The organism is Streptomyces formicae (assembly GCF_002556545.1).
Taxonomy (GTDB): domain Bacteria; phylum Actinomycetota; class Actinomycetes; order Streptomycetales; family Streptomycetaceae; genus Streptomyces; species Streptomyces formicae_A.
Window position 1 is genome coordinate 1,498,224 of the sequence record NZ_CP022685.1, and the last position, 18,877, is coordinate 1,517,100.

General features: G+C 74.4%; 6 protein-coding genes. 5 read left to right on the plus strand and 1 reads right to left on the minus strand.

All coding sequences use genetic code 11. The features are described from left to right. Nucleotides 1-12: 12 nt before the first annotated feature. Nucleotides 13-12,018, minus strand: a complete 12,006-nt coding sequence (locus KY5_RS06045) for an SDR family NAD(P)-dependent oxidoreductase (protein WP_418952745.1) — start codon at nt 12,016-12,018, stop codon at nt 13-15. Between the two features lie 180 nt (nt 12,019-12,198). Here KY5_RS06045 and KY5_RS06050 point away from each other — a divergent pair, with 180 nt between their 5' ends. Genes KY5_RS06050 through KY5_RS06070 form a run of 5 tightly spaced genes read left to right on the plus strand, consistent with a single transcriptional unit; the run spans nt 12,199 to nt 18,799 of the window. After that, nucleotides 12,199-13,839, plus strand: coding sequence for an ABC transporter substrate-binding protein (locus tag KY5_RS06050; RefSeq protein WP_159072495.1), 1,641 nt, complete (start codon nt 12,199-12,201; stop codon nt 13,837-13,839). Continuing rightward, nucleotides 13,836-14,783: an ABC transporter permease gene (locus tag KY5_RS06055; RefSeq protein WP_098241234.1), complete on the plus strand. Its 948-nt coding sequence runs from the start codon at nt 13,836-13,838 to the stop codon at nt 14,781-14,783. The genes KY5_RS06050 and KY5_RS06055 overlap by 4 nt, the downstream gene beginning before the upstream one ends. Beyond that, a complete protein-coding gene (locus KY5_RS06060) occupies nt 14,780-16,030 on the plus strand; it encodes an amidohydrolase family protein (protein ID WP_098241235.1) in 1,251 nt (416 codons plus the stop codon). The genes KY5_RS06055 and KY5_RS06060 overlap by 4 nt, the downstream gene beginning before the upstream one ends. Beyond that, nucleotides 16,027-16,962: an ABC transporter permease gene (locus tag KY5_RS06065; protein WP_234362627.1), complete on the plus strand. Its 936-nt coding sequence runs from the start codon at nt 16,027-16,029 to the stop codon at nt 16,960-16,962. Before KY5_RS06060 ends, KY5_RS06065 begins: the two co-directional genes overlap by 4 nt. Next, a complete protein-coding gene (locus tag KY5_RS06070) occupies nt 16,949-18,799 on the plus strand; it encodes a dipeptide ABC transporter ATP-binding protein (RefSeq protein ID WP_098241236.1) in 1,851 nt (616 codons plus the stop codon). The genes KY5_RS06065 and KY5_RS06070 overlap by 14 nt, the downstream gene beginning before the upstream one ends. Nucleotides 18,800-18,877 lie beyond the last annotated feature (78 nt).

Here is an 18,877-nt window from a genome sequence, read left to right on the forward strand (position 1 = left end):
AACCTCTCACCCTCACTGCGGGAGTCCGCCGAGTTCCGAGTCGATGAAGTCGAAGATCTCCGAGGCCGCGGCCCCGCGGATGCGGGAGGCGACGTCTTCGTGGTCGTTGTCGTGGTCCGTGCCGCCGTTGTCCCGCACCGGCACGGACCACTCGTCGAGGAGCTGCCGCAGCCGGATGCCGACCGTCTTGCGGTAGGCCGCGTCGTCCGCCGCGTGGTCGGGTCCCGCGGCCGCGAACGCGGCTTCCAGGCGGTCGAGTTCGGCGAGTACGGGATCGGTCGCGTGCTCCTCGGCGGGTGCCGCCGATGCCAGCAGGAAGTCCACGACCGCCCCGGGGTTGGGGTGGTCGAAGACGAGGGTGGCGGGGAGCTGGAGGCCGGTGGCCGCGTTCAGCCTGTTGCGCAGTTCGACCGCGGTGAGCGAGTCGAAGCCGACTTCCTTGAAGGGCCGCTCCGGTTCGACGCGGCCCGGCTCCCCGTGACCGAGGACGGCGGCCACGGTCGTACGGACCAGGTCGAGCACGGCGTTCCTGCCCGCTTCGGCGTCGAGCCCCGCGAGCCGCTCGGACAGGGAGGCGCCGGTGCCGCCGGGCGCGGGGGCGCGCCTGGCCGATGCCCTGACGATGCCGCGCAGGACGGGCGCCAGGGTGCCCGAGGCCGCCTGGGCGCGCAGCCCCGCCGGGTCGAACCGGGCGGCGAGCACGGCGGGTTCACCGGCCGCGAGCGCCGCGTCGAACAGGGCCAGGCCGCTGTCGCCGTCGAGCGGCAGCAGCCCGCCGCGTCCGGCGCGGGCGAGGCTCGCGCCGTCCAGGGAGGTGGCGAGGCCCGCGCCGCCCTCCTGCTCGCCCCACAGGCCCCAGGCCAGGGAGGTCGCGGGCAGGCCGAGGGTGTGGCGGTGCTGGGCCAGGGCGTCCAGGAGGACGTTGGCCGCCGCGTAGTTGGCCTGGCCCGCGTTGCCGACGGCACCGGCCAGCGAGGAGAACAGGACGAACGCCGCGAGGTCCGTGTCCCGCGTGAGCTCGTGCAGGTGGAGCGCGCCGTCGACCTTCGGCCGCCACACCGTCTCGAACCTCTCGGTGTCCAGGGCCTGCACGATGCCGTCGTCCAGGACGGCGGCGCTGTGCACCACCGCGGTGAGCGGGTGCGCGGCGGGGATGCCCGCGAGGAGCGCCGCCACCGCGCCCCGGTCCGCGACGTCGCAGGCGGCGACGGTCACGTCGGCGCCCAGCGCGGCGAGTTCGGCGACGATCTCTTCGGCACCGGCGGCCGCGGGCCCGCGACGGCCGGTGAGCACCAGGTGGCGGATGCCGTGCGCGGTCACCAGATGGCGGGCGAGCAGCACACCGAGCGTGCCGGTGCCGCCGGTGATGAGCACCGTGCCGTCCGGGTCGAGCGGCTTCACCACTCCGGTGGATCCGGCCGGTTCGGCGCCGGGCGCGTACGACTTTCCTTCCCGCAGGGCGAGTTCGGGCTCACGCGCGGCCAGGGCCCGCGGCAGCACGCGGTCCGACGCGGGTGTGCCGTCGGTGTCGAGCAGCAGTACGCGGCCGGGGTTCTCCGACCGGACGGTGCGCAGCAGGCCACGGACGGCGGCCGCCGCGGGGTCGACGGAGGTGTCGCCGGGGGCGAGCACGGCACCTCGAGTGACCACGGCGAGCGCGCTCCCGGCGAGCTCCTCCTGACCCAAGAGCTCTTGTACGAGCGCCAGTTGGCGGTACGTCTCCGCACGGGCACGATCCGCGATGGAGGTGTCGTCGGCCGGCGCGGCCGGGACCTCCACCACGATCAGATCGGGCACCGTACGCCCTGCCGCGACGGCCTCGGCGAGGGCCGCGATGTCCGGGTACGCGGCGTCCACGAGGTTCCCCGGGTCGCCCTGCTCCTGCCACCCGTGCCCCAGCGCGACGATGCCGGACGTCGACTGCGTTGTTCCGTCGGGGAGTTCGACCGGCTGCCAGCGCACGACGCGCAGCGGCACGGCGTCGGCGCCCAGGGCGGTGATCCTCGCCGGGTCGATGGCGCGCAGGGTCAGCGCCCCGACCTCGCCGACCGGTGCTCCCGTCTCGTCGGCCAGGGTCAGCCTCGCGGTCTCCTGGCCCGTGCGGGAGAGCTCGACGCGCAGGGCGCGCGGGGTGCTCCCGCCGTGCCGGGTGACCGCGCTCCAGGAGAACGGGACGCGCAGCGGCACCGTGCCGTCGCCCGCGTCGGCGTCCGCGAGGGCGGTGACGATGAGGGGGTGCAGGGCCGCGTCCAGGAGCGCCGGGTGCAGGGCGTGCCCGCCGGGCTCCGTGTCCTCGGCCAGCGCGACCTCGGCGTACAGGGTGTCGCCGTCGCGCCAGAGGCGCTGGAGCCCCTGGAAGACGGGACCGTACTCGTAGCCGAGAGCGGCGAGCCGCTCGTACACCTCTCCCAGCTCGACCGGCGCGGCACCCGGCGGCGGCCAGGCGGCCTGCCGGACGGGGGCGGCCGTCGGCGCGGCGCCAAGGACTCCGGTCGCGTGGCGGAGCCAGGCGCCGGGCTCGTCGCCCGCCGTTTCGGTCCTCGCGTGCACGGTCAGCGCCCGGCGCCCGGTGGCGTCGGCCGCCTCCACGGCGACCTGGAGCTGTACGCCGCCGTCGGCGGGCACCACGAGGGGCTCGTGGACGGTGAGGTCCTCGACGGCGTCGAGGCCGAGTTGTTCGCCCGCGTGGAGGGCGAGGTCGACGAAGGCGGTCCCGGGCAGCAGGACGGTGCCGGTCACTGCGTGATCGGCCAGCCACGGCTGACCACGCAGCGAAAGACGACCAGTCAGCAACAGGCCGTCGTCACCGGCCAGCGTCACGGCCGCGCCCAGGAAAGCGTGACCGGCCGCGCTCAGACCCGCCGCCGTCACATCACCCACCGGTGCGGACGACTCCAGCCAGAAACGACTGCGCTGGAAGGGATAGGTGGGCAGCTCCACCGGGCGGACCCCGGCGAACGTGTCCGCCCAGTCGACGTCGGCGCCATGAACGTACGCCTGACCAAGAGAGGTCAGGAACCGCTCCAGGCCGCCCTCGTCGCGACGCAGCGACGGGACCACATGCGCTCCGGTCTCACCGACCGCTTCGAAGGTTTCCTGGAGGCCAATGGCCAGCACCGGGTGGGGACTTGACTCCACGAAGATCCGGTGACCATCCGCGAGCAACGCCCGCGTGGTCTTCTCGAACTCCACCGTGGTGCGCAGATTACGGAACCAGTACTCCGCATCCAGACCTGCCGTATCCAACGGCGCACCCGTCACCGTCGAATAGAACGTGACATCCGACGACTTCGGGGAGATCGGCGCCAGCAGACGCAGCACATCCTCACGAATACGGTCCACATGCGCCGAATGCGAGGCGTAATCCACCGGCACCCGACGCGCCCGCACTCCTTCGTCGGCCAGCGCCTCCATCAGCTCATCCAGCGCGGACGCCGAACCCGACACCACCGTCGACGACGGCCCATTCACCGCCGCCACCCCGATATCCGCACTCCACCGACCGATCCGGGACCGGACCTCATCAGCAGGCAACGCCACCGACACCATCCCACCCAGACCCGCAAGCGCCCTGATCGCCTGACTGCGCAAAGCCACTACCCGCGCACCGTCTTCGAGGCTCAGCCCACCAGCCACGACCGCAGCGGCGATCTCACCCTGCGAATGGCCCACCACGGCATCCGGCTCAACTCCGTGCGACCGCCACAACGCCGCAAGCGACACCATCACCGCCCACAACACCGGCTGCACCACATCCACCCGCTCCAACGCGACCGGATCATCCACAACCGCCAACAAATCCCACTCCACAAACTCCGACAGAGCCTGCGCGCACTCCTCCCACCGCGCACCGAACACCGGCGAACCAGCACGCAACTCCCGCGCCATCCCCACCCACTGCGACCCCTGCCCCGGGAAGACAAACACCGACTTCCCACCCGCAACGACCCCAGAAGCCTCAGCCCCATCAGCCACCGCCGCGAGCCCTTCGAGCAACCGGTCCCGATCGGAACCGACCACAACAGCACGATGATCGAACTCGGCACGCGTCCCGACCAACGCCGCACCCACACCCGCCAGATCAATCCCCGGACGCGCCTGCACATACGACGCCAACCGCGCCGCCTGCGCCCGCACCCCCTCCACACCCTTCGCCGACAACACCCACGGCACCACCGAAGGCCCTGAGATCTCCGGTGCCTGCGGCGCGGGCGGGGCCTCCTCGAGGACCACATGCGCGTTGGTGCCGCTGAGGCCGAACGACGACACGGCCGCACGGCGGACCCGCCCCTCGCTCCGGGCCCACGGCCGGGGCTCGTTCAGGAGCCGTACCTCGCCGTCGCCCCAGTCCACGTGTGGGGTCGCTTCGGCGGCGTGCAGGGTGCGCGGCAGTTCCTCGTGGTTCAGGGCGAGCACGAGTTTGATGACGCCGCCGACACCGGCCGCCGCGAGGGTGTGGCCGATGTTGGACTTCAACGAGCCGAGCCACAGCGGCTGTTCGGCCGTGTGCTCCTTGCCGTACGTCGCGAGCAGCGCCTGCGCCTCGATCGGGTCACCCAGTTTGGTGCCCGTGCCGTGCGCCTCGACCGCGTCCACATCCGCGCCCGTCAGACCCGCGTTCGCGAGGGCCTGACGGATCACCCGCTCCTGCGAAGGACCGTTCGGTGCCGTGAGGCCGTTGCTGGCGCCGTCCTGGTTGATGGCCGAGCCGCGCAGGACGGCGAGGACGGGGTGGCCGTTGCGACGCGCGTCGGAGAGCCGTTCCAGGACGAGCATGCCGACGCCCTCGCCCCAGCCCGTGCCGTCCGCGTCCGCCGAGAACGCCTTGCACCGGCCGTCGGGGGCGAGCCCCCGCTGACGGCTGAACTCCACGAAGTTGGCCGCTCCGGCCATGATCGTGGCACCGCCGGTGAGCGCGAGGGAGCACTCGCCCTGACGGAGCGCCTGCGCGGCGAGGTGCAGCGCGACCAGGGACGACGAGCACGCCGTGTCCACCGTCACCGCCGGACCCTCGAAGCCCAGCGAGTACGAGATGCGGCCCGATGCCACACTCGTGGTGTTGCCGCTGGAGAGGTAGCCCTCAAGGCCCTCCGGGAGCTGCCCGAGCCGGGTCACGTAGTCGCCCGCGATGACTCCGGCGAAGACGCCGGTGTCACTGCCGTGCAGCGTGCCGGGGTCAATACCGGCGCGCTCGAGCGCCTCCCACGACGTCTCCAGAAGCAGCCGCTGCTGCGGGTCCATCGCGAGCGCCTCACGGGCGTTGATGCCGAAGAACTCGGCGTCGAAGCCGCTGACGTCGTCGATGAAGCCGCCGTGCCGGGTGTACGAGGTGCCGGAGACCTCCGGGTCGGGGTTGTAGAGCGCGTCCAGGTCCCAGCCACGGTCGGTGGGGAAGGTGCCGATGGTGTCGACGCCGCCCGCGAGGATCCGCCACAGGTCCTCGGGGGTGGTGACACCGCCGGGGAAGCGGCAGGCCATCGCCACGACGGCCACGGCGTCGTCCGCCGCGTCCGCTCCCGTGCCCGCGGCGGCGCGTGCCGCGCGCGGGGCCGCCGCGGGCCCGCTGCCGAGCAGTTCGTCGCGGAGCTTGTCGGCGAGGGCGGCCGGGGACGGGTGGTCGAAGACCAGGGTGGCGGGCAGCCTGAGCCCGGTGGCGGCGACCACGCGGTTGCGCAGTTCGACCGCGGCGAGCGAGTCGAAGCCGAGTTCCTTGAAGGCGCGGCGCGGGTCGAGCGTGTCGCGGCCCCGGCCGAGCACGGCGGCGACCTCGGTGCGCACGAGGTCCAGGAGCAGCTCGTCGCGCTCGTCGTCGGGGAGTGCGCCGAGCCGCTCGGCGAGCGACGAAGCGCCGGTCGCGGCGCGGGCGACGGCCTTGCGGGGGCGGCCGCGCACCAACCCACTCAGGGCGAGCGGCAGTTCACCGGCGTCGGCGAGCGAGCGGAGTACCGTCGCGTCGACGCGGACCGGCACCAGGTCCGCCCGGTCGTGGCCGAGGGCCGCGTCCAGGGCGGCGACGCCCTGCTCCGCGGTGAGGGCGACGACGCCCGACGCGGCGATCCTGCGGCGTTCGGCCGGGGTGAGTCCGCCCGCCATGCCGTCGGGCAGGTCCCACAGGGACCAGGCGAGCGAGGTGCCCGCGAGGCCGAGGGCGCGGCGGTGCCTCGCCAGGGCGTCGAGGTAGGCGTTGGCCGCGCCGTAGCTCGCCTGTCCCGGGTTGCCGAGGGTGCCAGCGACGGACGAGTAGAGCACGAACTCCGCGAGGTCCAGGTGGCGGGTGAGCTCGTGCAGGTGGTGGGCGGCGTCCGTCTTGGGGCGCAGGACGCCGCTGATCCGCTCGGGGGTGAGCGTGTCCACGAGCCCGTCGTCGATGGCGCCCGCGGTGTGGAAGACGGCGGTGAGCGGGTGGGCCGCGGGGATGCCCGCGAGCAGTGCGGCGAGCGCGTCCCGGTCGGCGACGTCACAGGCCGCCCAGGTCACTTCGGCGCCCAGCGCGGTCAGTTCGGCGGTGAGCTCCTGTGCGTGGGGCGCGTCGGCGCCGCGCCGCGCGGCGAGGAGCAGGTGCTTGATGCCGCGTTCGCCCGCGAGGTGCCGTGCGGTGAGGGCGGCGAGTGCGCCGGTGCCGCCGGTGATGAGGACGGTGCCCTCGGGGTCGGGCGTGGCGGGCAGGGTCAGGACGACCTTGCCGGTGTGCCGCCCCTGGCCCAGGCGCCGGAACGCCTCGCGGGCGTGCCGGACGTCCCAGGCGGAGTACGGCAGCGGGGTCAGCGATCCGTCCTCGAAGCGGGCGCGGAGTTCGGCGAGGATCTCCTGGATGCGGTCGGGGCCCGCCTCGCCGAGGTCGAAGGCCCGGTAGTCGACGCCCGGGTGCTCGCGCGCCACCTGCTCGGGGTCGCGGACGTCCGCCTTGCCCATTTCGAGGAAGGCGCCGCCGCGGGGCAGCAGGCGCAGCGAGGCGTCGACGAACTCCCCTGCCAGGGAGTCGAGTACGACGTCGACGCCGCGCCCTCCGGTGGCGCGGAGGAGCCGTTCCTCGAACTCCAGGGTGCGCGACCCGGCCAGGTGCGCGTCGTCGAAGCCCTGGCCGCGCAGCGTCTCCCACTTGCCCGCGCTCGCGGTGCCGTAGACCTCGGCGCCGAGCCCCCGGGCGATCTGTACGGCGGCCATGCCGACGCCGCCCGCGGCCGCGTGCACGAGGACGGACTGTCCCGCGCGCAGGCCGCCGAGGTCCACCAGGCCGTAGTACGCGGTGAGGAAGACGATGGAGGTCGCGGCGGCCTGTGCGTAGGTCCAGCCTTCGGGGATGGCGACGAGGGTGCGGTGGTCGGTGCGGGCGACGGGGCCCGCGCCGTCCGTGAACAGGCCCATCACGCGGTCGCCGGGGGCGAGGCCCCGGACGCCGGGGCCGCACTCCAGGACGACGCCCGCGCCTTCGCCGCCGATGGGGGCGCGGCCCGGGTAGCTGCCGAGTGCGATGAGGACGTCGCGGAAGTTGACGCCCACGGCGTGCACCTGGACGCGTACCTCTCCGGCGCCGAGCGGCGCGGTGGCGTCAGGGGCGGGCACCAGGGCGACGTTCTCCAGGGTGCCGCTGCCGGTGGTGCCGAGCCGCCAGGTGCCGGGGCCCGCGGGCGGCGTGAGCGCGTCGGACGACGCGGCCCTGGTGAGCCGTGCGGTGTACACGGCGCCCTGGCGTACGGCGAGTTGGGGTTCCTGGGACGCGAGGGCGGTGCGCACCGCGTCGCGGGTGGGGCCCGCGCTCTCCGGGTCCGCGGTGAGGTCCTGTGCGAAGTCCGGGTCGAGGTCGAGCAGGGTGACGCGGCCGGGCCGCTCGGCCTGGACGGAGCGGACGAAGCCGGTGAGGGCCGCCGCGGCCAGGTCGCCGGGGGCCTCCCCCGGCACGACGGCGGCGGCGCCCTCGGTCACGACGACGAGCCGCGCGTCGGAGAACCGCTCGTCGGCGAACCAGTCGGTGAGCGTGTCAAGGAGTTCGGCGGTGGCGTCGTGCGGCGCCGCCGTCGGGTCCGTGCCCTCGGGGGCGCGGTGCGTCCAGAAGACGGTGCCGGGCACGTCGTCGGCGAGTGCGGCGATGCCGGTGCGCACGGCGGGGTCGCCGAGCGCGGCCGCGAGGGCGGGGCCGTGGTCGCCGATGAGGACCGGGGCGGTGCCCGCCGGGTCGGCGCCGGTGGCGGGCGCGGCGGTCAGCGGGGTCCAGCCGAGCCGATGCAGGGCGTCGGCGCCGGGAGCGGATGAGGTGGCGAGCTGGTCGGCGGCGACCGGGCGCAGGGCGAGGGCGGCCACGGAGGCGACCGGGGCCCCGGTGAGGTCGGTGACGTCGATCGCGATGCCGTCGCCGTCGTCCGAACCACCGCTGTCCCGCGCCCCGTTGGGGGTCAGGCGCACCCGCACGGCGGTGGCGCCGGTGGCGTGCAGCGTGATGCCGCTCCAGGCGAAGGGGATCCGCAGCGGCAGGACGCCGCCCGCCGCGTCGGCCTCGGCGAGCGCGGTGACGAGGAGCGGGTGCAGCGCGGCGTCGAGCAGCGCGGGGTGGACGGCGTGCCCGGCGGGGTCGGTGCCTTCGGGCAGCGCGATCTCGGCGTGCAGGGTGCCGTCGGCGTCGCGCCACAGCTCGCGCAGGCCCTGGAAGACGGGTCCGTAGGCGTAGCCCTGGGCCGCCAGGCGTTCGTACGCCTCGTCGAGGGCGAGCCGTTCGGCGTCGCGGGGCGGCCAGACGGTCGCGCTCGCGGCGGGCTCGGCTCCGTCGGCGGGGGCGAGGGTGCCGGTGGCGTGCCGGGTCCAGGGGTCGGGGTCCGTGTCGGATCCGTCGGGTTCGGGCCTCGCGTGGATGAGCAGGCCGCGCCGCCCCTGGTCGTCGGGGGCGCCGACGGTCACCTGGAGCTGTACGGCGCGGTCGGTGAAGGCCAGCGGGGCCTCGATGGTGAGGTCGTCGACGGCGCCGAGTCCGGTGCGCTCCGCGGCGGACAGTGCGAGGTCGACGAAGGCGGTGCCCGGCAGCAGGACCGTGCCCGCCACGGCGTGGTCGGCGAGCCAGGGCAGGCGGGTGGGCGAGATCCGTCCCGACAGGACCAGTTGGCCGCTGTCGGCGAGGTCCACCGAGGCGCCGAGGAGGGGGTGGCCCGGTGCGGCGAGCCCGGCGGCCGCGATGTTGGCGCTGCCGGTGCCGGTCAGCCAGAAGCTGTCGCGTACGAAGGCGTACGTCGGCAGGTCCCCGGCCGGGACGGCGGGGCCCTCGGGCAGGAAGGCGCCCCACTCGGCGCGGTGGCCGTGGACGTGCAGCGAGGCGAGCAGGCCGAGCAGCGTGGGCGCTTCGGGCCTGCCCTTGCGCAGGGGCGCCACGAACGCGGCGGCGTCCGGGTCGCCGACGGCCTCCCTGGCGAGCGCGGTGAGTACGGGCCCCGGGCCGACCTCGACGTACCCGGTGACGCCCGACGCGTCGAGGGCGCGCACGCCGTCGAGGAAGCGGACGGGCCTGCGGATGTGCCGGACCCAGTACTCGGGGTCCCTGAGCTCGCCGGGCGTCGCGGGCGCTCCCGTGACGTCCGAGATCACCGTGAGCACCGGGTCGCGGTAGGTCAGGCCCGCCGCGATCCGCCGGAACTCGTCGAGGACCGGCTCCATGTGCGCGGAGTGGAAGGCGTGGCTGACCTGGAGGCGGCTGGTCTTGCGGCCGAGCGCGCGGAAGTGCTCCGCGAGGGCCTCGACCGCGTCGGCGTCACCCGAGAGGACCGTGGAGGCGGGGCCGTTGAGGGCGGCGATGCCCGCGCCGGGGTGTTCCGCGAGCAGCGGGACGATCTCTTCCTCGGTGGCCTGCACGGCGATCATGGCGCCGCCGGTACGCGCCGCCTGCATGAGGCGGCCGCGCGCGGCGACCAGCGTGCTCGCGTCGGCGAGGTCGAGGACGCCCGCGGCATGGGCGGCCGCGATGCCGCCGATGGAGTGGCCGAGCACCGCGTCGGGGGCGACGCCGTGCGCGTCGAGCAGCCGGAACAGCGCGACCTGGAGGGCGAACAGCGCGGGCTGGGTGTACTCGGTGCGGTCGAGGAGCGCGGCCTCCTCGGTGCCTTCGTCGGCGAACAGCACCTCCCGCAGCGGGCGCGGCAGTTGGGCGTCGAGGTGCTCGCACACCTCGTCGAGCGCTTCGGCGAACACGGGGAATGCCTCGTACAGTTCGCGCCCCGCGCCGGGCCGCTGGCTGCCCTGCCCGGTGAACAGGAAGGCGGTGCGGCCCGGTTCCTCGTCGGCGTGCCCGGTGACGGCGCCTGATCCGGTGCGCCCGGCCGCCAGTTCCCTGAGCGCGTCGATGAGTTCGGCGCGGTCGCGCCCGAAGGCGACCGCGCGGTGCTCCAGGTCGGTGCGCGAGGCCACCAGCGCCCGGCCGATCGCGGCGGGGTCGAGCCCGGGCTCGCGCTCGACGAACTCCCGCAGCCGCAGGGCCTGGTGGGCGAGGGCCGCCCCGCTCCTGGCGGAGAGCGGCCAGGGGACGGCGACGGGGGCGGGGACAGCGGCGGTCGCGGCGGGGCCGCCCGCCTCCGTGTCACCCGCCTCGTCGGCGGCCTCCGCCGTCGGCGCCTCCTCGATCACCACATGCGCGTTGGTGCCGCTGATGCCGAAGGAGGAGACGGCGGCGCGGCGCGGGCGCTCCGGGTCGGCCTGCCAGCTCCGCGACTTTGTCAGGAGCCGTACGGAACCGTCGCTCCAGTCGACGTGCGGCGTGGGCTCGTCGATGTGCAGCGTGCGCGGCAGCTCGCCGTGGCGCAGCGCCATCGCGATCTTGATGACGCTGCCGACGCCCGCGGCGGCCTGGGTGTGGCCGACGTTGGACTTCAACGAGCCGAGCCAGAGCGGCTGTTCGGCAGGGCGCCGGGTGCCGTACGCGGCGATCAGGGCCTGCGCCTCGATGGGGTCGCCGAGCTTGGTGCCCGTGCCGTGGCCCTCGACCGCGTCGATGTCCTCGGGGCGCAGGCCCGCGTCGGCGAGCGCCTGCTTGATGACCCGCTCCTGGGAGGGGCCGTTGGGCGCGGTGAGGCCGTTGCTCGCGCCGTCCTGGTTGACGGCGCTGCCCTTGATCACGGCGAGCACGGGGTGTCCGTTGCGGCGCGCGTCGGAGAGCCGCTCGACGAGGAGCAGGCCCGCGCCCTCGGCGAATCCGGTGCCGTCGGCGCCGCCCGCGAAGGCGCGGCAGCGGCCGTCGGGCGACAGGCCGCGCTGGCGGCTGAACTCCACGAAGAGGCGGGGCGCCGCCATCACGGTCACGCCGCCCGCGAGCGCCAGGGAGCACTCGCCCTTGCGCAGCGCCTGCACGGCGAGGTGCAGGGCGACCAGGGAGGACGAGCAGGCGGTGTCGACGGTGACGGCGGGGCCTTCGAGGCCGAGCGTGTAGGCGATCCGCCCGGAGGCGACGCTGGTGATCAGGCCCGCGCCGAGGTAGCCCTCGACCTCGGCGGGCACCTCGGGCATCGGCGGGGCGTAGTCCTGGGCGATGGCGCCGACGAACACGCCGCCGTCGCTGCCGCGCAGCGTCGCGGGGTCGATGCCCGCGCGCTCCAGGGTCTCCCAGGCGACTTCGAGGAGGATCCGCTGCTGCGGGTCCATGGCGAGTGCCTCGCGGGGGCTGATCTCGAAGAAGTCCGCGTCGAACTCGTCGGCGTCGTAGAGGAATCCGCCGTGCCGCGACGAGGTCGTGCCGGGGGCCTCCGGGTCGGGGTCGTAGAGCCCCTCGACGTCCCAGCCCCGGTTGGCGGGGAACTCGCCGATGGCGTCGACGCCGTCGGCGACCATCCGCCACAGCTCGTCGGGCGAGTCGACCCCGCCGGGGTAGCGGCAGCCCGCGGCGACGATGGCGATCGGCTCGTGCTCCCGCTCCTCGGCCTCCCGCAGACGCTGCCGGGTCTGGTGGAGGTCCGTCGTCACCCGCTTGAGATAGTCGCGGAGCTTCTCCTCGTTCGACATGCAGAGCCATCCCTCGATATCGCCGACACGCGCACAACCAGTGATCGCCACGCTGCGCTCGGGGACTTAGCCGTTGCTTTCCAGACGCTAAAGCGGAGCCGTTTAGGCAGTCTTTAGACCACGTCGCCAGAGTGCGACGCCGAGGTGCCCTGGCCGGGGGCGGGCCGTCGGGTACGCCCTGAACCGGCGTATCCGCTCAAGGAGATGGCTTTGTACCTATCGACGCGCTCTGTGGCCCGCCGGCCTTCCGCACGCATCCGCCGCCCCGCGGCGGCGCTCTGCGGCGTGCTCCTGGCGGGCGCCGGGCTTTCCGCCTGTGACTCCGGGTCCGCCGGTGCCGGGGTCGCCGGTGGCAGTGGCGGGCTCACCTTCGCCACCGACACCGAACCCTCGTGCATCGACCCCGCGGTCAGTCCCCTTGACGTGACCGCGCTGATCGACCGGAACATCTTCGACTCGCTCGTGAACGCGTCGCCCGACGGGAAGATCCACCCGTGGCTCGCCAAGAGCTGGTCGGTCTCGAAGGACGGCAGGACGTACACCTTCAAGCTCCGCGAGGGCGTGAAGTTCCACGACGGCACCCCGCTGGACGCGGCCGCGGTCAAGGCCAGCCTCGACCACGTCGTGGACCCGAAGACCAAGTCCTCCTACGCGGCAGGGCTGTTGAGCGCCTACGACGAGGCGCGGGCCGAGAACGCCTCCACCCTGCGCGTCGCCCTGAAGCGCCCGGACGCCACCCTGCTCCAGTCGCTGAGCACCGCCTACCTCGGCATCCAGTCGCCCAAGGCGCTCAAGGACACCGCCACCCTGTGCCGGAACCCGGTCGGCACCGGCCCCTTCACGTTCGCGGGCTGGAAGCAGAAGCAGAGCATCCAGCTGAAGAACAACGACGCCTACCGGTGGGGCCCGCCGACCGCGGCCCACACGGGCCCCGCGAAGCTGCCGGGCCTGACGATCCGCTTCATCCAGGAGAACGCGGTCCGGGTCGGCGCGCTCAACAGCGGCGAGGTCGACGTCATCGGCGGCCTGCCCGCGCCGAACGTGCGGACGCTCAAGCGCTCCCCGCGACTCCAGGTGCTCAGCTCGCAGGCGCCCGGCGGCACGTACAGCGTGCATCTCAACCCCGCGCGCGGACCGCTGAAGGACAAGCGGGTGCGCACCGCGTTCCTGCGCTCCATCGACCTCGACCAGCTGGTGAAGTCGGTGTCGTTCGGCCAGTACGACCGCGCCTGGAGCCAGCTCGGCCCGCGCACGCTCGGCTACGACAAGCGGATCGAGGGCAGTTGGGCCTACGACACCGAGCTCGCCGGGAAGCTGCTCGACGAGGCGGGCTGGTCGAAGCGCGACGGCGAGGGCTACCGCGTCAAGGACGGCAAGCGCCTCACGGTGCACTGGCCGTTCGTACCCCAACTCCTGCGCGAGCAGCGGGACATCCTGGGCCAGGGCATCCAGGCGCAGGCGAAGAAGGCCGGCATCCAGGTGCGCAGGGACGCGAAGGACACCGGGACCTACTCCAAGCAGATCTTCGCCGGTGACGCGGACCTGTGGGACTCCAGCAACGTGCGCGCCGACCCCGATGTGCTGCGCACCCTGTACGCCTCGGACCAGACCCTGGCCAAGGGCGGCATGAACGTCTTCAAGGTCTCCGACCCGAAGATCGACGCGTGGCTGCGGCACGGCGCCGCGACCGCGGACCGTACGGCGCGCGCGAAGGACTACGTCAAGGTGCAGCGCAGGCTGCGGGACGAGGCCCTCGTCCTGCCGGTGTACGTGCCCACGTATCTGGTCGGGGCGGCGAAGGACGTCAAGGGACTGTCCTTCGAGGCCGCGTCCTACCCGCTGTTCTACGACGTGTCGCTGGGCGACTCGTGACCGGCTCGGCCCGCTCGGTCCTGCGCTGGCTGATCCGGCGGATCGCCCTTTCGGCGCTGGTCCTGCTCGGCTCGGCGACCACGGCGTTCCTCGCGCTGCGGCTCACCCCGGGCGATCCGGTCCGGGTCATCCTGGGCGGGTCGAGCGCGACGCCGGAGGTCCTCGCGCAGGTCCGGCACGAACTGGGCACCGACCGGCCGCTGTCGGAGCAGTACGTCCTGTTCCTGGGCAAGCTGCTCCGCGGCGACCTCGGCACCTCCTACCAACTGCGCGACACCGTCTCGCACGTGATCGGCAGTCAGCTGCGCGGGACCGTGGAGCTCGCGCTGACCTCGTTCGCCCTCGCGTTCGTCGTGGCGCTGCTGCTCGCGGTGTCCACGGCGGGCCGCTGGCCGGTGGTGCGCGGGATCTCCACCCAGCTGGAGCTGGTGCTCAGTTCGAGCCCCGGCTTCTGGGTGGGCGTGCTGCTCCTGACGCTGTTCTCGTTCCGCTGGCACGTCTTCCCGGCCGCGGGCGGCGACGGGTTCTCCGGGCTCGTCCTGCCCGCGGTGACCCTGGCCGCCTCGATGGTCGGCGTCTTCGCTCAGGTCATGCGGGCGGGCGTGGAACGCGCCCTGGAGGAGCCTTTCGTGCTCAGCGCGCGGGCCAGGGGCTCCGGCGAGACGGCGGTGCGCTTCCGGCACGCGCTGCGGCACGCGATGGTCCCCATGGTCACCCTCTCCGGGTGGGTGGTGGGCACGCTGTTCAGCGGCGCCGTGGTGGTGGAGACCGTGTTCAGCAGACAGGGCCTCGGCCGGGTCCTCGCAACGGCGATCCAGGGCCGTGACTTCCCGGTGGTCACCGGGGTGGTCGTGGTCAGCACGCTGGTGTTCGTCGTGGTCAATCTTCTCGTCGACTGGCTGTACCGGGTGATCGATCCCCGGTTGAGGGAGGTTCCGGCATGACCGAGCGGATCTACGCGGCGGGCCTGCTGCTGCACGGACCGGCCGACCGCGCGGCCCTGGCGGACGGTGCCGTACGCGTGGCGGGGGCGACGATCACGGACGTCGGTCCCCGCGACGAGGTGATCGCCCGCGCGGCGCCGGGCACCGAGGTGACGCACTTCCCCGACGGCACGCTGCTGCCGGGGCTGATCGACGCGCATGTGCACCTGGCGTTCGACGACCACAGCGACGACCCGGTGGGCGCGCTGCGGGCGTCGGGCGCGCCCGCACTCGCCCTGAACGCCGCGGGCGCCGCGCGGCGGCTGCTCGACGGCGGCGTCACGACGGTGCGGGACCTGGGCGACAGGGACGGCGTCGGCGTGGCGCTGCGGGACAGCGTGCGCGACGGGGTGCTTCCTGGGCCGCGGATCCTCGCGGCCGGGGCGCCCGTCACGGTGCGCGGCGGCCACTGCTGGTTCCTGGGCGGCGAGGCGACGGGCGCCGACGGCGTACGCGAGGTGGTCCGCGCCAATCTGGCGGCGGGCGCCGACCTGATCAAGGTGATGGCGACCGGCGGCACGCTCACCCCCGGCGGGCCCGCGCCCGCCGAACCCCAGTTCACGGTCGCGGAGTTGACCGTCGCGGTGCGGGAGGCGCATGCGGCGGGCGCGCGCGTCGCGGCCCATGTGCACGGGGTCGCGGGCGTCGAGGTGGCGCTCGCGGCGGGCGTGGACACCCTGGAGCACTGCTCGTTCATCTCGGCGGACGGTCCCGCGGCGGGGCCCGAGCACCGGCCCGACGTCATCGACCGCATCGCGGAGGCGGGCACGTTCGTCTGTCCCACCTACAGCGGCTCGCTCGACCGGGCCGCCGCCAGCATCGGCATCGACCGGCTGCGGCCGTGGCTCGACGTGGTGCTGCGCCAGCACGAGCGCGGGGTGCGGCTCATCGCGGGGACCGACGCGGGGATTCCCGGCGCGGGCTTCGACGAGTACGCCGTCGGCCTGAGCTGGTTCGTGCGCGCGGGGCTTCCCGCGCCGACCGTCGTCGAGATGGCGACGAGCAGGGCCGCGGAGGCCCTCGGGCTCGCCGACGTCACGGGAACCCTCGCGCCGGGACGCGACGCCGATCTCCTCGTGGTCACGGGCGATCCGCGCCAGGACGTCGCGGTGCTCGGGGCGCCCGGACTGGTCGTCGCGCGCGGCCGCGAACATCTGCCGGGGAGCGCGCGGACCGCGCCCGCGTCGGGGATACGGAGCACGGTGTGAGCACGGTCGCGGAAGAACTGTCCGACCAGAGCGGTCCTGTCGAGGACCGGCCCGTCGCGCGGCCGAGGGAGGGCGGGCGCCGGGGCTTCGCCGTCGTGCTGCGTCCCCGTACCTGGCCGGTGCGTCCCTCGGTGGTCCTCGCCTGGGCGGTCCTCGCGCTCGTCGCCGTCGCCGCGCTGTGGCCCGGGCTGCTCACCGACCGGGCCCCCGACGCGGCCGACCCGCTGCACGCGCTCACCCCGCCGGGCTCCGACCACTGGTTCGGCACCGACCAGTTGGGCCAGGACGTCTACAGCAGGGTGGCGCACGGCGCCCGCTACTCCCTGGCCGCCGGGCTCGGCGCGACCGGGCTCGCCATCGTGGTCGGCGCGGCGCTCGGGGTCCTCGCGGCGACGGCGGGGCGCGCCGTGGACGAGCTCGTCATGCGGGTCACCGACATCCTGCTCGCCTTCCCCGGGCTGCTCCTCGCGCTCCTGGTGGTCGCGGTGCTCGGCCCCGGTTCGGTCCACTCGACGCTCGCCATCAGCGCGTCGATGGTGCCGGGCTTCGTCCGGCTCGCCCGCGCGCAGGCGCTGGTCATCCGTGACTCCGACTACGTCCAGGCGGCGCGGGTCCTCGGCCGTTCGAAGACCAGCGTCTTCCTGCGGCACCTGCTGCCCAACGCGCTGCCGCCGGTGCTCGTCCTGGCCACGGTCGGCGTCGGCTCCGCCGTCATCGCGGGATCCTCGCTGAGCTTCCTCGGCCTCGGCCCCCAGCCGCCCGCGCCCGAGTGGGGAGCCATGCTCTCCCAGGGCCGCGACCTGCTCGACATCTCCTGGGCCCCCGCGGTCTTTCCCGGGGCGGCCATCACCCTGACCGTGCTCGCCGTGAACGTGGTCGGGCGCGACCTGCAGCACCGCTTCGAGGGAAGGACCGCCGGTGTCCGGCACTGAATCCAGCGCCCCCGCGCGCACCCTGCTGACCGTCGAGGGGCTCCGCGTCGGATTCCGCGGCCGCCGCGCCGACGTGTCCGCCGTGCGCGGCGTCGGCTTCTCGCTGGCCGCCGGGGAGTGCCTGGCGATCGTGGGCGAGTCGGGCTCGGGCAAGAGCGTCACCGCACGGGCCCTGGTCGGCCTGAGCGCGCCGGGCGCCGAGGTGCGCGCCGACGTGCTGGAGCTGGAGGGCGAGGACCTGCGCGGGCTCGGGGACCGCCGCTGGCGGCAGTTGCGCGGCCGCGGGATCGGTCTCGTCCTCCAGGACGCGCTGGTCTCGCTCGATCCGCTGCGCCGGGTGGCGGCCGAGGTCGCCGAACCGCTGCGCAACCACCGTACGGTGCCGTCCCGGCAGATCCCCTCGACGGTCGTCTCGCTGCTCGGCGAAGTGGGCATGCCGGACCCGGAGTTGCGGGCCAGACAGTATCCGCACCAGCTCTCCGGCGGCCTGCGGCAGCGGGCGCTGATCGCCTCCGCGATCGCCGCGGGCCCCTCCGTGCTGATCGCGGACGAGCCGACGACGGCACTGGACGTGACCGTGCAGGCCCGCGTCCTCGACGTCCTCGCCGCCCGCAAGGCCGCGGGCACCGGGGTGCTGCTGATCAGCCACGACCTGTCGGTGGTGGCGAAGCTGGCGGACCGGGTCGCGGTGATGTACCAGGGCCGGTTCGTGGAGGAGGGCGCGGTCCAGGACGTGCTGCGCCGCCCCCGGCACCCGTACACGCGGCAGCTGCTGGCGGCCGTGCCGACCGCGGCGACGCGGCACACCCGGCTGAGCGGCCCGGCCGGTGGCGCGGGACGCAGGCTCCCCGCGGACGGCTGCTCCTACGCCGCGCGCTGCCCGGTGGCCGTGCCCGAGTGCGCCGTGCGCGAGCCCGATCTGGTGGAGCGGGGCGCGGGCCACGCCGTGCGGTGCCCGCGCAGCGATGAGCCGTGGCCCGCGCCCCCGGTGCCCGCACCGCGCGTGCGAGACACCGCTCCTGGCACCGGCGGCACGGCGGATCCCGTGCTCGAAGTGCGCGGCCTCGCCAAGGGGTTCCGCGATCCGGACCGGGTGGTGCGGCCCGCCGTGCGCGAGGTGTCCTTCGCGCTGCCCGCGGGGCGCACGCTCGGGGTGCTCGGTGAGTCGGGGTCCGGCAAGACCACGGTGGCCAGGATGGTCCTCGGGCTGCTCGAACCGGACGCGGGCGAGGTGCGGATAGCCGGTCAGGTGTGGTCGGGCGTGCCGGAGAAGGAACGCAGGGCCCTGCGCGGCCGGGTGCAGCTCGTCCAGCAGGACCCGTTGAGCGCGTTCGATCCGCGCTGGACCGCGGAGCGCATCGTGGGCGAGGCGCTCGGCTCCCCCGGCCGTCGGCGGGTGCGCGCCAACCGGCCGCGGATCAGGGAGCTGTTCGAGCTCGTCGGGCTCGACCCCGCGCTCGCCGAGCGCAGGCCCCGGCAGCTCTCGGGCGGCCAGCGCCAGCGCGTGGCGATCGCCCGCGCCCTCGCGCCCGAGCCCGATCTGATCGTGTGCGACGAGCCGGTCTCGGCCCTCGACGTGTCGGTACAGGCGCAGATCCTCGATCTGTTCACCGACCTCCAGGAGCGGCTCGGACTCTCGCTCTTGTTCATCTCGCACGACCTGGGGGTGATCCACCACCTGAGCGACGAGGTGGTGGTCATGCGGGACGGCGAGGTGGTGGAGGCGGGCACGGCGGAGGAGGTCTTCGCGCGGCCCGCGCATCCGTACACCCGGGCGCTGCTGACGGCGTTGCCCCGGCCCGAGGACGCTTGGTCCTTCTCCGAAGTCGCGCGCTAGTCCGCCTTTAGGGGCCGGGGCGAGCATCCACCGTGGCGGCCGCGGTGGCCGCTCCCACTCGACCTCGTGGAGGGGTTG